This is a genomic window from Dankookia sp. GCM10030260 (assembly GCF_042666655.1).
Lineage (GTDB): Bacteria > Pseudomonadota > Alphaproteobacteria > Acetobacterales > Acetobacteraceae > Paracraurococcus.
In genome coordinates this window covers 948,404-963,766 of record NZ_JBHTDE010000001.1, presented here as the reverse complement: position 1 = coordinate 963,766, position 15,363 = coordinate 948,404, and the positions used below count along the sequence as shown (strand labels likewise).

The window sequence follows — 15,363 nt, the reverse complement described above, 5'->3', positions numbered from 1 at the left end:
GGAGGAAACGATGCAGAACCCGATGGCCCTGACCGGCCGCACCATCGTCGTCACCGGCGCCGGCCAGGGGATCGGCCGGGCGCTGGCGGAACTCGTCGTCGGCCTCGGCGGCAATGCCGTGATGGTCGAGCGCAACCCGGACACGCTGCGCGCCACCGCCGCCGAGATGGACCAGGAACACACCCTGCCGGTGCTCGGCAACGTCGCCGAGGAAGGCTTCGGCGAATCCTGCGTCGAGCAGGCGGTCAAGCGCTTCGGCGCGGTGCACGGGCTGGTCAACAACGCCGGCATCACCCGGCCGGCGATGTTCGCCAAGATGACCATGCAGCAGTGGCAGGCCGTCATCGACGTCAACCTGACCGGCTGCTACCTGATGATGCAGGCGGTGGGGCGGCACATGATCGAGCGTGCCAAGGCCGACATGCCGCAGCCGACCGGGACCACCGGGGCGATCGTCAACATCTCCTCCACCGCCGGCAAGCGCGGCTCGATCGGCCAGGTGAACTACTCGGCGGCCAAGGCCGGGCTGTTCGGCATGACCATGACCGGGGCGCGGGAATGGGCGCGTTACGGCATCCGCTGCAACTCGGTCGGCTTCGGCACCGTGGTGACGCCGATGACCGAGGTGATCCGCAGCGACAAATTCGCCGAACAGACCATGTCGCGCATCCCGATGGGCCGCTACGCGCAGCCGTCCGAGGTGGCGCCGCTGATCTGCTTCCTGCTGTCGAACGGCGCGGTCTACATCACCGGGGAGAACATGACGGTGTCGGGCGGCAGCCATATGCAGCCGTGATGGTGGACGGGGGCGCTGCCCCCGGCCCCGGCAGAGGGGCGCTGCCCCTCTGCACACCCCGCCAAAGGCCGGTTGGACGTATACGTCCAACCCCTTGGAACCCAGGGGTTTTGGACATCAATCGCTTCAATCGGGCTCAAGCCAGAGGTGGCGGCGGCACGAGGCCGCGGATCGCCTGGGTTAGGCGGCGCGCGGGCTTTGCAATTGAGGATTTCAACGCCTGACCCCGCAATGCCGGATTCGGACAAAGCCGCGGCCGACCGCAAGGGCTTTGGAGTCGAGGCGGCTGAAGCCTGCCATTCGCCTCGGAATGCTTGGGTCCGGGTCGGCTCCGATCAGCGGAAAGGCCGGGTAGACCTGGGAAAACGGCCGATCCCGCTTGAGGGTTTTCGGTTTTGAAGGCTTCAACCCCGGGCACCCGGGGATGCCTGCAGACGGCCCCGACGCGGCGGGCAGCGAAGGCCCTTCGCTGCGGATGTGCGGCGGTTGCTGGACGGATGGAGATGTCAAAGAGCGCGGTATATTTTCCTACATTACCCAGGCTCGGAAGGCAAGCGAAACCGCCGCACCTGCTGCCCGCCGGAGGGAAGCGGCCACGCCATGGGTTTCCGGCCGGCCGGGATACCTGGCCAGGTCGCCGGGTTCGCATCCATCGCCGCAGCCTGGCATGTCCCACTGCCGCCGGACGCCCGTCCACCAGCAAGCCGGACGGCAAAAAAGCCGCATGCTCCCGCACCCTGTAAACTCAGGGTTACCGTCCTTCCCGAATTCGCGATAGTTTGTGGCGAAGTTTCCCTCCGGTATGTAACCACGCCGTGCACGACATCCCTGCGCCCCAGGCCGCCCCGTCCCGCCGCGCCGGCTGGTCCGCCCGCAGCCGCGGCCTGCTCGCCGGCGGCATCCTCCTCGCCCTGCTCATCCTCGCCGGCGCCGCCTTCGGCCTCTGGCGGGCCCGCGACGCGGCGATCGAGGACTGGAAGCAGCGTGCCGCCGGCTTCACCACCATCCTCGCCGAGCATGCCGGCCAGACCATCCGCGCCGCCGACCTGGTCCTCCGGCTGATCCAGCGGGAGGTGGACGAGGCCAGGCTCGACACCCCGGACCAGCTCCGCGCCCGGCTCGGCACCCAGGAGTTCTGGGAGCTCCTGCGCGGCAGCATCGGTGGCGCGCCGCAGATCGACGTCGCCACCGTCATCGCCCCCAACGGCGACATCGTGAACTTCACCCGAAGCTGGCCGGCGCCGCCGATCAACCTGGCCGACCGCGACTATTTCCGGGCGGCCATCCAACCGGGCTTCGAAGGCGTCACCGTCTCCGTCCCGGTGCCCAACCGCGGCACCGGCACCACGGTCTTCTACCTGGCCCGCCAGCTGCGCAACGCCGCCGGCGCGCCGATCGGCGTGGTCATCACCGGCATCCGCTCCGACTTCTTCATGGAATTCTACAAGGCCATCGCCGCCGGGCCGGACCATGCCATCGCGCTGTTCCGCGCCGACGGCATCCTGCTGGCGCGGGAGCCCCTGCCGGACGCCCTGATCGGCCGGTCCTTCGCCGGCCAGCCGGTGTTCCGGGAGGTCCTGAAGCCCGGCGTCATCGCCGACGTCGTCGTCACCCGCTCCACCCGCCTGGTCGGCGGCGAGGCCAGCCTGCGCCTGGTCTCGCCGCGCCGGCTGGCCGACTTCCCGCTGGTCGCCAACGTCACCATCACCGATGCCACCATCCTCGGCGACTGGTACAAGACCGCGCGCTGGACCGGCTTCATCGTCATCCCCGCCGCCCTGCTGCTGGTCGCGCTCAGCGCCATGCTGGCCCGCATGCTGGCGCGGCGGGATGCCATCCTGGCGGAGGTCGATGCCGCCCGCCTGGCCGCCGAGCAGGCGAACGAGGACCTGCGCGCCGCGGTGCGCCAGGTCGAGGCGGCAAGCCGCGCCAAGACCGACTTCCTGGCCAATATGAGCCACGAGATCCGCACGCCGATGAACGGCATCATGGGCATGAACGCCCTGCTGCTGGAGACGGTGCTGACCGAGGAGCAGCGCAAGTATGCGATGCTGACCCGCGATTCGGCCGATGCGCTGCTCACCGTCATCAACGACATCCTCGACATCTCGAAGCTCGAGGCCGGACGGGTCGAGCTGGAGGAGGTCGATTTCGACCTGGTCGCGCTGGTCGAGGACTGCGCCGCGCTGCTGGCGCCGCAGGCCGGCGCCAAGCAGATCGACGTCTCGGTCTTCGTCGACCCGGCGCTGCCCGTCTTCATGCGCGGCGACCCGACCCGGCTGCGCCAGGTGCTGCTCAACCTGCTGAGCAACGCGGTCAAATTCACCGCCACCGGCTCGGTCGCGCTGCAGGCGGTGCCCGGGGAGGGCCCCGAGGCCGGCATGGTGCGCTTCGAGGTGCGCGACACCGGCATCGGCATCGCGGCCGAGGTCCAGGCGAAGCTGTTCGACAAGTTCAGCCAGGCCGACAGCTCGATCACACGGCAATATGGTGGCACCGGCCTGGGCCTGGCGATCAGCCGGCAGCTGGTGCAGCTGATGGGCGGGCAGATCGGGCTCGAAAGCGACATCGGCCGGGGCTCGCGTTTCTGGTTCGCGGTGCGGCTGCTGCCGGCGCTGGGCCCGGTCGCCCCCGCGCCGACCCTGCCCTATGCCTGGCGCAAGACCCTGCGCATCCTGGTGGTGGACGACATCCCGCTGAACCGGGAGGTCTTCGTCCGCCAGCTCTCCGCCCTCGGCTTCCAGGTGGCCGAGGCGGCCGACGCGCTGGAGGCGATCGCCGCGGTGGAGGGCGCCATCGCCGGGGGCCAGCCCTTCGACGTGGCGCTGCTCGACCAGATGATGCCGGGCATGTCCGGCCTGACCCTGGCCGGCCGGCTGCGCGCCATGCCGGGGACCGCGGCGCTGAAGCTGGTGCTGGTCACCTCGGCCGGCATCCCGGACTGCCGCCGCAGCCTGGAGGGGCTGGTCGATGCGGCGCTGGAGAAGCCGGTCCGCCGCGGCGAGCTGCTGGCCTGCCTGGCCCGGGTGACCCAGGCCGAAGCCGCCCTGGCCGCGCCGCCGCCCGCCGCGCCGCCGGCGGCCGAGGAGGAGCCGGGCGGCCTGACCGTGCTGGTGGCGGAGGACATCCCGGTGAACCAGCTGGTGGTGACCGGCCTGCTGAAGAAGGCGGGCTACCGGGTCCGGCTGGCCGCCAACGGGGTGGAGGCGGTGGCGCGGGCGGCCGAGGGCGGCATCGACATCATCCTGATGGATGTGCAGATGCCGGAGATGGACGGGATCGAGGCGACCCGCCACATCCGCGCCCTGCCCGGGCGGCCCGGCCAAGTGCCGGTGCTGGCGCTGACCGCGGATGCGATGACCGGGGCCGAGGCCTACTACCGCAAGGCCGGATTCGACAATTACCTGGCCAAGCCGGTCCGCAAGGCGGAGCTGCTGGCGAAGATGGCGGAGCTGCAGGAGCTGGCGCGGGGCTAGCGGCGCCCGCCACGCGGCAGGTGCCAAACCCACAGACATGGAGTAGGGGCCAGGGAGGATACGTCCTCCCTGGCCTTGCCTTATCCTTCCAAGCGGTAGTTCGGCGCTTCCCGGGTGATCGCCACGTCATGCACGTGGCTTTCCCGCAGCCCCGCCCCGGTGATCCGGCGGAAGCGGCAGTTCTGCTGCATCTCGGCGATGGTGGCGTTGCCGGTATAGCCCATGGCGGCGCGGACGCCGCCGACCAGCTGGTGCAGCACGGCGCCGACCGGGCCCTTGTAGCCGACCCGGCCCTCGATTCCTTCGGGGACGAATTTCAGCGTGTCCTGCACCTCCTGCTGGAAGTACCGGTCGGCCGAGCCGCGCGCCATGGCGCCGAGCGAGCCCATGCCGCGGTAGGATTTGTAGGACCGCCCCTGGTAGAGGAAGACCTCGCCCGGGGCTTCGTCCGTGCCGGCGAAGAGGCTGCCCATCATCACGCAGTCGGCGCCGGCGGCGATCGCCTTGGCGATGTCGCCCGAGGTGCGGATGCCGCCATCGGCGATCGCCGGGACGCCGTGCTGGCGGGCGGCCGCGGCGCTTTCCAGCACCGCGGTCAGCTGCGGCACGCCGACGCCGGCGACGATCCGGGTGGTGCAGATGCTGCCCGGGCCGATGCCGATCTTCACCGCGTCGGCGCCGGCGGCGATCAGCGCCTCGACCCCCTCGGGGGTGGCGACGTTGCCGGCGACCACCTGGACCGCGTTCGACATCCGCTTGATGCGCTCGATCGCCGCCAGCACGCCGCCGGAATGGCCATGCGCGGTGTCGACCACGACGACGTCGACCTCCGCCGCGATCAGCGCCTCGACCCGGCGGAAGCCGTCCTCGCCCACCCCGGTCGCAGCCGCCACCCGCAGCCGGCCGAGCGCGTCCTTCACCGAATTCGGATGCGCCTGGGCCTTGTCCATGTCCTTGACGGTGATCAGGCCGATGCAGCGGCCGGCGTCGTCGACCACCACCAGCTTCTCGATCCGGTGGCGATGCAGCAGATGCCGCGCCTGGTCGGGGGTGATGTCGGAGGTGGCGGTCACCAGGTTGTCGCGCGTCATCAGCTCGTAGACCCGGGTGCCGGGGTCGTTGGCGAAGCGGACGTCGCGGTTGGTGATGATGCCGACCAGCCGGCCGCCGGGCTCGCCCGGCTTGCCGCGCTCGACCACCGGGATGCCGCTGATGCGGTGCTGGTCCTGGATGGCGCGGACCTCGGCCAGGGTCTGGTCGGGGTGGATGGTGACCGGGTTCACCACCATGCCGGATTCGAACTTCTTGACCCGGCGGACCTGGGCGGCCTGTTCGTCCGCCGTCATGTTCTTGTGGATGACGCCGATGCCGCCCGCCTGGGCCATGGCGATGGCCATCGGCGCCTCGGTCACCGTGTCCATGGCGGCGGCGACCAGCGGGATGTGCAGCGCGATCTCGCGCGTGAAGCGGCACCGCGTGTCGGTCTGGTTGGGCAGCACGGCGGAATAGGCCGGCACCAGCAGCACGTCGTCGAAGGCGAAGGCCTCCTCGATCAGGCTGCTGCGGATGCGGCCTTGCGGGGCGGCGTCCGGGATGGAATCGGGGGCCATGGGGGGACCTTTCGCACTCGGGCGCGACCCGCACACGGCACCCGCCTTCGGGGCGGGGATCGCGCCAAAGACGGGGCGGTCCGATCCGCTGCCTTGGCGCGTCCCCTTAGACCCTTCCACGCCGTTGCGGCAAGCGGTGTTGCGGCGGCCGGGCTATGCGCCCGCGGCTTGGCTTGCCGGCCGGAAGCCGGTGGCGACGACGTAGAGCTCGGCGCTGTCCTTGCGGCTGGCCGGCGGCTTGACGTGGCGCACCGTGGCGAAGCGCTGCTTCAGCAGGTCGAGCAGGTCCTTCTCCGTCCCGCCCTGGAAGACCTTGGCGACGAAGCCGCCGCCGGGCGCCAGCACCCGGATGGCGAAATCCAGCGCCAATTCCGCCAGGGCGATGATGCGCAGGTGGTCGGTGGCGTTGTGGCCGGTGGTGTTGGGCGCCATGTCGGACAGCACCAGGTCGGCCTGGCCGTCGAGCGCCGCCAGCACCGCCTGCTCCGCCGCCGGGTCCTGGAAATCGCCCTGCAGCACGATGGCGCCGGGGACCGGGTCCATCGCCAGCAGGTCGAGCGCAACCACCTTGGCCCCCGCGCCGATCCGCTGGATCGCCACCTGGGTCCAGCCGCCCGGCGCGGCGCCGAGGTCGACCACCCTGCCGCGCGGCTTCAGCAAATGCAGCTTGTCGTCGATCTCGACCAGCTTGAAGGCGGCGCGGGACCGGTAGCCGGCGGCCTGGGCGGCGCGGACATAGGGGTCGTTCAACTGCCGCTCCAGCCATTTCTGGCTGGAGGTGCTGCGGGTCTTGGCCGTCTTCAGGCGGGTGGTGACGCCGCGCCCGCCGCTCGGTGGTCCCTTCATGGGCAGTCCGGATCCTCGCTGGCGCGCCGGCCCCGGTTCAGGGGCCGTGCCGTCGGGCGAGGTAGGGCCGGTTGTCGCGTGACGCAATGCGGTCGGCGCGGATCATCCGCAGCAGCATGCCCTCCCGCAGCCCGCGATCGGCGACGGTGAGCGTCGGCACCGGCCAGACCCGGCGGATGGCGGCATAGACGGCGCAGCCGGGCAGGACGAAATCCACCCGTTCCGGGCCGACGCAGGGATGCGCCGCGAGGCCGGCCCGGCCGAGGGCGAAGAGGTCGCCCAGCGCCTGGTCGGCCACCTCGATATCCAGCACGCGGCCATCGACCAGCGGCCGGCGGTAGCGCGGCAGGGCCAGCGCCACCCCGGCGAGCGTCGTGACGGTGCCGCTGGTGCCGATCAGCCGGACCCCGCCGGCGCGGATCTCCTGGCCGATGCAATGCACCTGGTCGAACCGGCGGAGATGCGCCGCCACCTCGTCGACCACCGCATGGAAGCCTTCCTGGGTGAAGCAGGAGGCACCGGCGCGCTCCGCCAGCGTCACCACGCCGAGCGGCATCGAGACATAGCCGATCAGTTCCGCCGGGACCTGGCCCTGGCCCGGACGCGGCGCCGCGGCGGGGACGCGGATCCAGGCGATCTCGGTGCTGCCGCCGCCGATATCGAACAGCAGCGCGCGGCGGTCCTGCTCCTCCAGCAAGGGAGCGCAGGATTCCATCGCCAGCTCCGCCTCCTCCCGCGCCGAGATGATGCGGGGGCGGAGGCCGGTCTCGGCCTCGACCCGGGCGAGGAAGGCGGCGCCGTTGGCGGCGCGGCGGCAGGCCTCGGTGGCGACGGCGGTGAAATGCCGGACCGGACGGCGGGCGAGCTTCTCGGCGCAGGCTCCGAGGGCGGCGATGGCGCGGTCCATGGCGGCGTCGGAAAGCCGGCCGGTGGCAGCCAGGCCTTCACCCAGCCGGACGATGCGGCTGAAGCTGTCGACCACCCGGAAGCCGGCATGGGCCGGGGCGCCGACCAGCAGGCGGCAATTGTTGGTGCCGAGGTCGAGCGCCGCATAGGCGGGCGAACTGCTGCCGCAACGGACCGCAGCGCCGGGGGCGCCATAGCCGGAAAGCCGCTCGGGGGCGGGTCCTTGTGGCTCTGGCAGCCCCAGGGTTGCGGTATCGTCTGGCATCACGCAGGACCGTCTGGCCCATCTCCTTCCCGGCGCCGTTTCCGGCGAGTGGGCCACGCCGCAGGGCGCGGCGTCTCAGGCGCCATCGTCCTGTAATGTGGTGTGGCGGGCAAGCGCTTTCGACGGGTGGGGGTGTTGCGGCCCGCGGGACGAAGTGTTAGCAGAGCCGCCCTGCCGCCGGAGCGGTTGGCAGGGTCCCGGTGGGGGATAGTTTAACGGTAGAACTCCCGACTCTGACTCGGGCAGTCTTGGTTCGAATCCAGGTCCCCCAGCCATCCCCGCCGTCAACGCCCGGCTTTCCCAGTGTCGCCTCCACCACGGTGGCGACCTTGGGGACTTCGCGTCCCGCAGTCTTCTGGCCGTGCGCGAAGCAGTAGATTTCCCGGATCGGAAACGCGCACCTAGTGAGACCGGGGCTGACACCTCCCGCCGGTCGGCCGCCGCCGCGACGCCGTCCCTGCCCCCAGCCCGACTACGCCAGGCCGCAACCGCGCGGCGCTGGAGTCACCGGCGCCGCCAGGCCACCCGCGCCCTGCGCCACGCCCGTTCGATCCAGCGCGCCGAGTGCTCCAGCGGGGTCTTGAGCCACGGCACGTCGTCGCTCATCAGCGCGAGCCCGAGCGGCAGCATCCACAGCCCGAGCACCGGCAGGATCGAGAAGATGCCGCCGCCGATGAGCACGACGGCGGAGGGCAGCCGCAGCCATCGCCGCGGCGGATGGCGCAGCCATTCGATGGCCGACCTGCCACGCTCGGGCAACCTGGTCAGCAGGCGCGCCACCCTGCTGTCCCAGGCCGCCGCGGTGGTGACGCTCATGCGCCGGCACCGCTTGGGCCAGGCGATCGCTGGCCGGCGCCGCCCATGGCCATCTTCGCGCAGCTCATCGGACCATCCCGCCGCGCCCGTCCGGGCAAGCCGCCGCGGCACCCCGGCAGGAAGGCCCTCCGGCTTCCCGGCGATGGCTCCCCGTGCCGCCGCGCGGGACCATCCCAGCGCTCAGCGCAGTCCGAAGAAGGACAGGACGGCAACCACGACGACCACGAGGCCGACAATGTAGATGATGTTGTTCATGGCAAATGGTCTCCGATTATGACCGGTCACGCCGGACGTCGTACCCCGGGCGGGCTACGCGGTTGTGCGAATGGGCGATTCATCCTGCCGTTCCGCGCCCCGGGCATGGGTAGCCCATGGCGAAGTCCGACATTCGACCGGACCTGCAACGCAGGCATTGTGGCGGCGGCGCGGCAAGGCGGCCTGGATGACGCAATCGGGATGCGGCATGGCCCGATGCCCGGCATGGTCGCGGCGCCGCAGCCCCCCGGCGGGCGCCGGCCCGGCATCCCAGCTCATGGCTGCGCGGGCCTTGCCGCGCGGACCGCGCGCCGGCCCCGGGATGCGGCCGGACGATGGTGACGGCGGCGGCCTCCGCCTGCCGCTGCGCACGCAGCGGCGGAGCGCGGCCCCTGCCCGGTGCACCGGCACGGTCGGCCGCGCCCGACCCGGCAGGCGCCGGTCCCCGGCCTCGCGCCCGGGGGACCGGCCAATGCCGGACGGCATCGGCGGCGCCAGGCCCGCGATGCCGGCAGCCTGGCGCAGGCCTACAGCCGATAGACCCGCCGCGCCGTCCCGGCGAACAGCGCCCGCTTCTCCGCGGCGGAGGCCCCGGCGGCGATCCGCTTGAAGGCATTCCAGATCGCGCCGTAGCCGATGCCCATCTTCTCCACCGGGAAGTTGCTCTCGAACAGGCAGCGCTCGGCGCCGAACAGCTCGATGCAGGTGAGGATATAGGGCTTCCAATGCTCGGCCAGCTCGGCCGAGCTCGGCGGCGCGGGCAGCGCGCCGTAGTCGTAGGCCGCCAGCCGCATCATCATCCCACCCAGCTTGACCACCACGTTCGGGCACCCGGCCAGCGCCGCCATGCCGGCCCGCCACTGCGCGAAGACCGCGTCCCGCTGGCCGGCATAGGGGCCATAGCCCAGCGGCCCGCCGCAATGGCCGAGTATGAAGGTCGTGTCGGGGCAGGCCCGCACCACATCCAGGGCCTCGGCCAGCTGGGTGTGGAAGACCCAGAGGTCGAAGGCGAGACCCAGCGCCGTCAGCCGCCGCAGCCCGGCGCGGAATTCCCGCCGGGCCAGCAGCCCCGGCGCGGGATGCCCGTTGCCGATGACCGGGTCGGCATCCCAGGCGGCGGATTGCCGCACGCCGCGGAACCGCCCGCCGCCGGCCCGGAGATGCGCCCGCAGCACCGGCTCCACCGCCTCGCCCAGCGCCAGGTCGGCATAGCCGACGATGCCGGCGGCCACGCGCGTCGGGCCATAGCCGCCGCTGTCGCTCATCGCCGCGATCCCGGCGACGAATTCGGTCTCGCCGACCGGGCGCAATGCCTCGGGCCCCGTGGCGCGGTGCATCGCGTGGCACTGGACGAAGACCGTGGCCTCGATGCGGTGGCCGCAGTCGAGCTCCGCCAGGAATTCCGGCAGCAGGTAGGTCTGCCCCGGCCGCTCCCACAGGTGGTGGTGCGCATCGACGATCGGCAGGTCGGGCTCCAGCGCCGGCTCCGCCGGACGCCGGGCCAGCCAGGCGGCATCGGGCGGGAAGATCCGCCCGTAGCGCGTCGGCTGCGGGATGGCCTGCATCACTCCGCCGTCGCGTACTTGCCGCCGGTCTGCGGCGTCGGCGTGTCGAACCCCTGGCGCTGCCGGTCGAGCCGCGTCTCCCGCTTCCAGGTCCGCTTCAGCGGGTCGCGCACGCCGAAGCGGAGCGTGCCGAGCCCCTCGACCGACAGCTCGACCCGGTCGCCATCCATGAAGGCGTTCAGCCCGCGATGGTTGGTGCCGGTGGCGAGGATATCGCCCGGCTCCAGCGTGTGGATGGACGTCACCCATTCGATGCAGCGGGCGATCTTGTGCGCCATGTCGCTGGTGTTGAAGGCCTGCATCAGCGTGCCGTTGTTGGTCAGCCGGATGTCGAGGTTCTGCGGATCCTTCACCTCGTCCTTCGTCACGATCCACGGGCCGATCGGCGCGAAGGTGTCGCGCGACTTCATCTGGAAGAAGACGTTGCCCGGCGGCTTCAGCCCGCGCGCCGAGCCGTCGATGAAGTTCATGTAGCCGAAGACGTGGTCCATGGCGTCGGCCGCCTTCACCTGGCAGGCGCGCCTGCCGATGACGAGGGCCATCTCCGCCTCGCCCTCGAAGATCGTCGCCGGCACGTCGGGCAGCACCATCTCGTCGCCCGGGCCGATGATGGCGGTCGGCGCCTTGTGGAAGGCGTTGATCGCCGGCACCGCCGGCAGGGTGCCATCCTCCATGTAGTTCACCGCCATGCAGACGATGTTGCCGGGCCTGGGCAGGGGCGGGCGGATGCGCAAGCCCGCCAGCGGCCCCGCCGGGCCGCTGGCCAGCGCCGCCTCCAGCTTCGGGCGGTAGGCCTCGAACCGGGCGATCAGCCCGTTGATCAGGTCGTGCGGCCCGGTATGCGGGATATCCGCCACCACGGCCGAGACATCGACCACCTGGTCCTCGCCCCGCAGCAAGCAGAGCCGGAAATCCTCGACGAACAGCAGCTTCATGGCGTTTCCCCAAGGGCGCACGGGCGGCGCCGGTTCATCCTTGGGGCTGATTGGGCACGCATACGGGACCGCCGGCAACCACCCGCAGCGGGAACGGTCAGGCGCGCGGCCCGTTTGCTGCCCCGACCGATGCCTAACCTCTGCCCCCTCCCCCTTCGTCCCAGCCGCCTCCGCGCCGCCATCGCCATCCCGGCCCGGGACGAGGCGGCGCGGCTGCCGGACTGCCTGCGGGCGCTCGCCCGGCAGCAGGCCCCGGGCGGGTTGGCCGTGCTGGTCCTGGCAAACAATTGCCGCGACGACACCGCCGCCGTGGCCCGCGCACTCGCCCCCACCCTGCCCTTCCGCCTGGTCGTGCAGGAGGCCGCGCTCCCCCCGGCCCTGTCGCATGCCGGCGGCGCCCGCCGCGCGGCGATGGATGCGGCGGCCGACCTGCTGGCGGCCGAGGCCGACCCGCGCCACGCCGCCCTCCTCAGCACCGATGCCGATGGCCGGGCCGAGCCAGGCTGGCTGGCCGCCAACCTCGCGGCGCTCGCCGCCGGCGCCGATGCGGTGGCCGGCGCCATCGCCGCCGACCCGGCCGAGGCCGCCCTGCTGCCGAGCGGCCTGCGCCGGCGGGAGGCCCGCGAGGCCCGCTACGCCGCCCTGCTGGACGAGATGGCCTCCCTGGTCGATCCCGACCCGCACGACCCCTGGCCGCGGCACGCGGCGCATTCCGGCGCCTCGATCGCCCTGACGCTGGCCGCCTACCGCCGCGTCGGCGGCCTGCCCGCGGTCCCCGTCGGCGAGGACCGGGCGCTGTTCGAGGCCTTGATGCGGGCCGATATGCGGGTGCGGCACTGCCCGGCGGCGCGGGTGATCGTCTCCTGCCGGCTGGATGGCCGCGCCGCCGGCGGCATGGCGGATACGCTGCGGCGCCGGCTGGCGGAGGCCGACGCGGCGCCGCTCGACGCCGGGCTGGAGCCGGCGCTCGACGCGCTGTTCCGGCTGCGCTGCCGCCGCGCCTTGCGGCGGCTGCGGGCCGGGCAGCCGCGGCCGGGCGACCCGCCGCAACTGGCCCTGGTGCTCGGCCTGGCGCCGGCGGCGCTGGCGGAGATCGCCGCCCTGCCGCGCTTCTGGCAGGCCTGGGAGGCGCTGGAACGCCAGGCCTCGCCGCTGCGGCAGCGCACGCCGCTGCGGCTCGCTGCCCTGGCGGGAGAGGTGCGGCGCGCCCAGCGCATCCTGCGGACGCTGCGCGGCGCCCCGGCGCCGGTCAGCCCGCCGCGGCTGCCGGAGGTGCGCGGAGCAGGTCGAGACGATACTGGGCGGCGCGCGACTGCCGCGTGACGCCGGCGAAGCCGGCCGCGGCGCCGAGGAAGATCTCCGTCGCCGCATCGCCCGAGAGCGGGTAGTCGGTCGGGTCGGTCCAGTGCACCAGCAGCACCTCCCCGCCCGGCGCCAGCGCCGCGCCCACCCGGGCGGCGAGCCGGCCGACATCGGCGGCATCCAGGTAGTAGACCACCTCGGACAGCAGGATCAGGTCGAAGGGACCGGCGGCCTCGGGCCAGTCGCCCGGCACGCATGCCTGCCGGAAGGCCACCTGCGGCAGGCCGGCACAGCGCACCCGCGCCGCCTCCAGCGGGGCAGCGGCGGCGTCCAATGCCAGCAGCGCGCCGCAGCGGGGCGCCAATGCCTGGGTCAGCACGCCGATCGAGCAGCCGACCTCGAGCGCCCGCGGGTAGTGCGGCCGGTCCAGCGCGGCCAGAGTCGCGGCATATTTCGCCCGTTCGTAGTCGCTCTCGGCGAAGCGCCAGGGGTCCGGGTCGCGGGCGTAGATCGCCTCGAAATAGTCGGGTGCGAGCGACTTCGGCGGGCGGCTCATGCGGCCTCCTCCAGGAACAGCTCGAAGGGGCGGAAGGCCAGGGCCAGCGCCGCCTCGGGCAGGCGGAAGCCGCCCGGGTCGTCGTCGATCAGGCCCGAGACCTGCGATTCATGCGCCGCCACCGCGCGCCGCTTGGCCGGCAAATGCCGCGCGACATCCAGGCGGAAGCCCCGCGCCGGTACGGCAAGGTCAGGCTCCGGCGGCAACGGGAACCCGGGGATGGGATGCGCGAAGGCCAGTCCCCAGACCGGATAGGCAAATAGGCGCGTGCCCGCCGGCCAGCCCCGCATCGCCGCGGCGACGATGGCGAAGCTGGCGGTGTGGTCACGGTGCGGGTCGTGCCGCCACGCGGCGAGGACGGTGCCCGGGGCCGGGCCGGCGGCGCGGCGCAGCGCCGCCACGGCGGCGTCGAAATCCGCGCCCGCCATGGGCACCGCGGTATCCGGCAGGCCGAGGAAGGCGATGTCGCGCGCCGGGTCCAGCCCCAGTTCGCCGACCGCCGCCCGTGCCTCGGCCTGCCGCTGCGCCACCAGCCTCGCGCGCGGCCAGGCGCGGGAATTGGGATGCGAGCCGGCACCGTCGCTGACCACCACCACCCGCGCCGGCCGCCCCGCCGCGGCGCAGGCCGCCAGCAGCCCGCCGCAACCGAGGCTTTCATCGTCCGGATGCGGCGCCACCACCAGAACGCCGCCCGGCCCGAGCTGTGCATCGAGCCCGTCCACCAGCGGCAGGTCGCGCTCGGCGGCGCGCAGCCAGGCGCCGGCCAGGCTCATCGCACGTCCCACTCCGTCCCGTTGACCAGGATATCGGCCGCCGCCGCGCCCAGGGCGCGGTCCGGCGCCGGCTGGCGCAGATAGGTGGCGAGGTCGCGGCAGAGCCGCTCCAGCGGGTTCGGCCGCAAGAAGGCGGTCAGCCCGACCGAGCGCTGCGCCAGTTCCAGCACGTCGAGCGCCGCGCGTTCCACCGCCGTCCGGGCCAAGTTGGCATAGGTCGCGGCGTCGTCCGTGGCCGGTGCTGCCTCGGCCCGAAGGGCGGCGGATTCGACCCAGAGCCGCGCCGTCTCCGCCGCGATCGCCGCCTGGCCGAGCCGCGCCGCCTGGTGCGGGTCGCCGCCGCGGCCGGTGCGGCGGAGATGGCCGAGGAGGGCCTCCAGCACCGCCTCCGCCCCGCCGCACTGCACCGCGGCGAAGCGCCAGGCGCCGGCGGAGAAGTCCGGCTGGGCCAGGTAGTGGCCCGGCGCGCCGATCGCCATGTCGTGGCTCGTCGCCAGCCCGGTGAAATCCACGGCACCGGTCGCCGAGGCCCGCATCCCCTGCGCCGTCCAGCCGGCGAGGTCGGCGCGTTCGCCCACCGGGAGCGGCACCAGCAGCATCCTGGGCGGCGCCTCGGGCATCGCTGCCGGGCGGGCGGTCACCAGCGCCCGGGTGGCGAAGCCGGCGCCGGAGCACAGCACCTTGCGGCCCGCGAGCCGGCCCGCCGGGTCGATCGCCAGCGGCGGCTCGCCCGGCGCGTCGGTGTTCCAGACGGCGAAGAGCATGCCCGCCATCGCGTCCCCGGCCGCGGCCTCCGCCTGCGCCGCCGTGCCATGGCGCTGCACCAGGCGCAGCGCGTTCACGTGGCCCTCGTAGAGCCGCCCCAGCGGCAGGCTGGCGCGGCCGACCAGGCGCAGCGCCCTGGCCAGCGGCGCCGCCCCGCAGGGCTCGATCCCCCAGCCGCGCCCGCCCAGGGCCCGCCGCAGCGGCGCCCGCAGCAGCCCGGCCTCGCCCAGCGCGGCGACCGAGCCGGCCGGGAAGGCGCCGTCCCGATCCTCGGTCGTGGCGGCTTCGGCGATGCCGGGCAGCACCGCCCGCAAGGCGTCCAGGGGGTCGGGCGCGGCGCCGAAGGCGGCGGGACGGATGACGGAAATGGCGGCAGTCCTCGGGGCCGCGCGGGATGCGGGGCCGTGGGGCAAACGGGTCGGCCGCCGGAAAGATGCATCCCGCCCGCTTCCGCTCAGGCCTGCGTGACCGGCGGCATGCCGCTGCAACCCCGCCGC

12 protein-coding genes and 1 tRNA gene are annotated in these 15,363 nt (G+C 73.1%); 4 read left to right on the top strand and 9 right to left on the bottom strand.

Annotation, left to right across the window (positions count from 1 at the left end):
* The first annotated feature begins 10 nt into the window (after nucleotides 1-10).
* Together ACFQS7_RS04635 and ACFQS7_RS04630 are read left to right on the top strand one after the other, a co-directional pair.
* Nucleotides 11-796 (top strand): SDR family NAD(P)-dependent oxidoreductase, encoded by a 786-nt coding sequence (locus tag ACFQS7_RS04635; protein WP_380065847.1) that lies wholly within the window; start codon nucleotides 11-13, stop codon nucleotides 794-796.
* 815 nt (nucleotides 797-1,611) lie between these two features.
* Nucleotides 1,612-4,272 carry a response regulator gene (locus ACFQS7_RS04630; protein WP_380065846.1) on the top strand — a complete coding sequence of 887 codons (2,661 nt, stop codon included), beginning with the start codon at nucleotides 1,612-1,614 and terminating at the stop codon, nucleotides 4,270-4,272.
* A gap of 80 nt (nucleotides 4,273-4,352) precedes the next feature.
* Here the strand turns inward: ACFQS7_RS04630 and guaB are convergent, their stop codons facing one another.
* From guaB to ACFQS7_RS04615, 3 genes are all read right to left on the bottom strand, one after another.
* The gene (guaB, locus tag ACFQS7_RS04625; RefSeq protein WP_380065845.1) at nucleotides 4,353-5,882 is read right to left on the bottom strand and encodes an IMP dehydrogenase; all 1,530 of its coding nucleotides are present in this window, start codon (nucleotides 5,880-5,882) and stop codon (nucleotides 4,353-4,355) included.
* A 153-nt stretch (nucleotides 5,883-6,035) separates the two neighbouring features.
* On the bottom strand, nucleotides 6,036-6,728 hold the full coding sequence (locus ACFQS7_RS04620) for an RlmE family RNA methyltransferase (protein WP_380065844.1): 693 nt from the start codon (nucleotides 6,726-6,728) through the stop codon (nucleotides 6,036-6,038).
* Nucleotides 6,729-6,765: 37 nt separating this feature from the next.
* Complete coding sequence (locus ACFQS7_RS04615; protein ID WP_380065843.1) at nucleotides 6,766-7,899, bottom strand: Ppx/GppA phosphatase family protein; 1,134 nt, start codon at nucleotides 7,897-7,899, stop codon at nucleotides 6,766-6,768.
* A 201-nt stretch (nucleotides 7,900-8,100) separates the two neighbouring features.
* Here ACFQS7_RS04615 and ACFQS7_RS04610 point away from each other — a divergent pair.
* A tRNA-Gln gene (locus ACFQS7_RS04610) sits at nucleotides 8,101-8,174 on the top strand.
* 229 nt (nucleotides 8,175-8,403) lie between these two features.
* On the opposite strand, the gene ACFQS7_RS04605 is transcribed toward ACFQS7_RS04610, so the two are convergent.
* The 3 genes from ACFQS7_RS04605 to ACFQS7_RS04595 all read right to left on the bottom strand — a co-directional run bounded on the left by ACFQS7_RS04605 (nucleotide 8,404) and on the right by ACFQS7_RS04595 (nucleotide 11,470).
* Nucleotides 8,404-8,715: a hypothetical protein gene (locus ACFQS7_RS04605; RefSeq protein ID WP_380065842.1), complete on the bottom strand. Its 312-nt coding sequence runs from the start codon at nucleotides 8,713-8,715 to the stop codon at nucleotides 8,404-8,406.
* A 782-nt stretch (nucleotides 8,716-9,497) separates the two neighbouring features.
* Entirely contained in the window at nucleotides 9,498-10,535 is a 1,038-nt protein-coding gene (locus ACFQS7_RS04600) for an amidohydrolase family protein (RefSeq protein WP_380065841.1), read from the bottom strand.
* The gene (locus ACFQS7_RS04595) at nucleotides 10,535-11,470 is read right to left on the bottom strand and encodes a fumarylacetoacetate hydrolase family protein (protein ID WP_380065840.1); all 936 of its coding nucleotides are present in this window, start codon (nucleotides 11,468-11,470) and stop codon (nucleotides 10,535-10,537) included. The genes ACFQS7_RS04600 and ACFQS7_RS04595 overlap by 1 nt, the downstream gene beginning before the upstream one ends.
* 129 nt (nucleotides 11,471-11,599) lie before the next feature.
* On the opposite strand from ACFQS7_RS04595, the gene ACFQS7_RS04590 reads away from it, so the two are divergent.
* Nucleotides 11,600-12,793 carry a glycosyltransferase gene (locus ACFQS7_RS04590; protein ID WP_380065839.1) on the top strand — a complete coding sequence of 398 codons (1,194 nt, stop codon included), beginning with the start codon at nucleotides 11,600-11,602 and terminating at the stop codon, nucleotides 12,791-12,793.
* Here ACFQS7_RS04590 and ACFQS7_RS04585 read toward each other — a convergent pair.
* Genes ACFQS7_RS04585 through ACFQS7_RS04575 form a run of 3 tightly spaced genes read right to left on the bottom strand, consistent with a single transcriptional unit; the run spans nucleotide 12,720 to nucleotide 15,279 of the window.
* On the bottom strand, nucleotides 12,720-13,328 hold the full coding sequence (locus tag ACFQS7_RS04585; RefSeq protein WP_380065838.1) for a class I SAM-dependent methyltransferase: 609 nt from the start codon (nucleotides 13,326-13,328) through the stop codon (nucleotides 12,720-12,722). The genes ACFQS7_RS04590 and ACFQS7_RS04585 overlap by 74 nt on opposite strands.
* On the bottom strand, nucleotides 13,325-14,101 hold the full coding sequence (locus ACFQS7_RS04580; RefSeq protein ID WP_380065837.1) for a PIG-L deacetylase family protein: 777 nt from the start codon (nucleotides 14,099-14,101) through the stop codon (nucleotides 13,325-13,327). The genes ACFQS7_RS04585 and ACFQS7_RS04580 overlap by 4 nt, the downstream gene beginning before the upstream one ends.
* Nucleotides 14,098-15,279 carry an acyl-CoA dehydrogenase family protein gene (locus ACFQS7_RS04575; RefSeq protein WP_380065836.1) on the bottom strand — a complete coding sequence of 394 codons (1,182 nt, stop codon included), beginning with the start codon at nucleotides 15,277-15,279 and terminating at the stop codon, nucleotides 14,098-14,100. The genes ACFQS7_RS04580 and ACFQS7_RS04575 overlap by 4 nt, the downstream gene beginning before the upstream one ends.
* Between the last annotated feature and the right edge of the window lie 84 nt (nucleotides 15,280-15,363).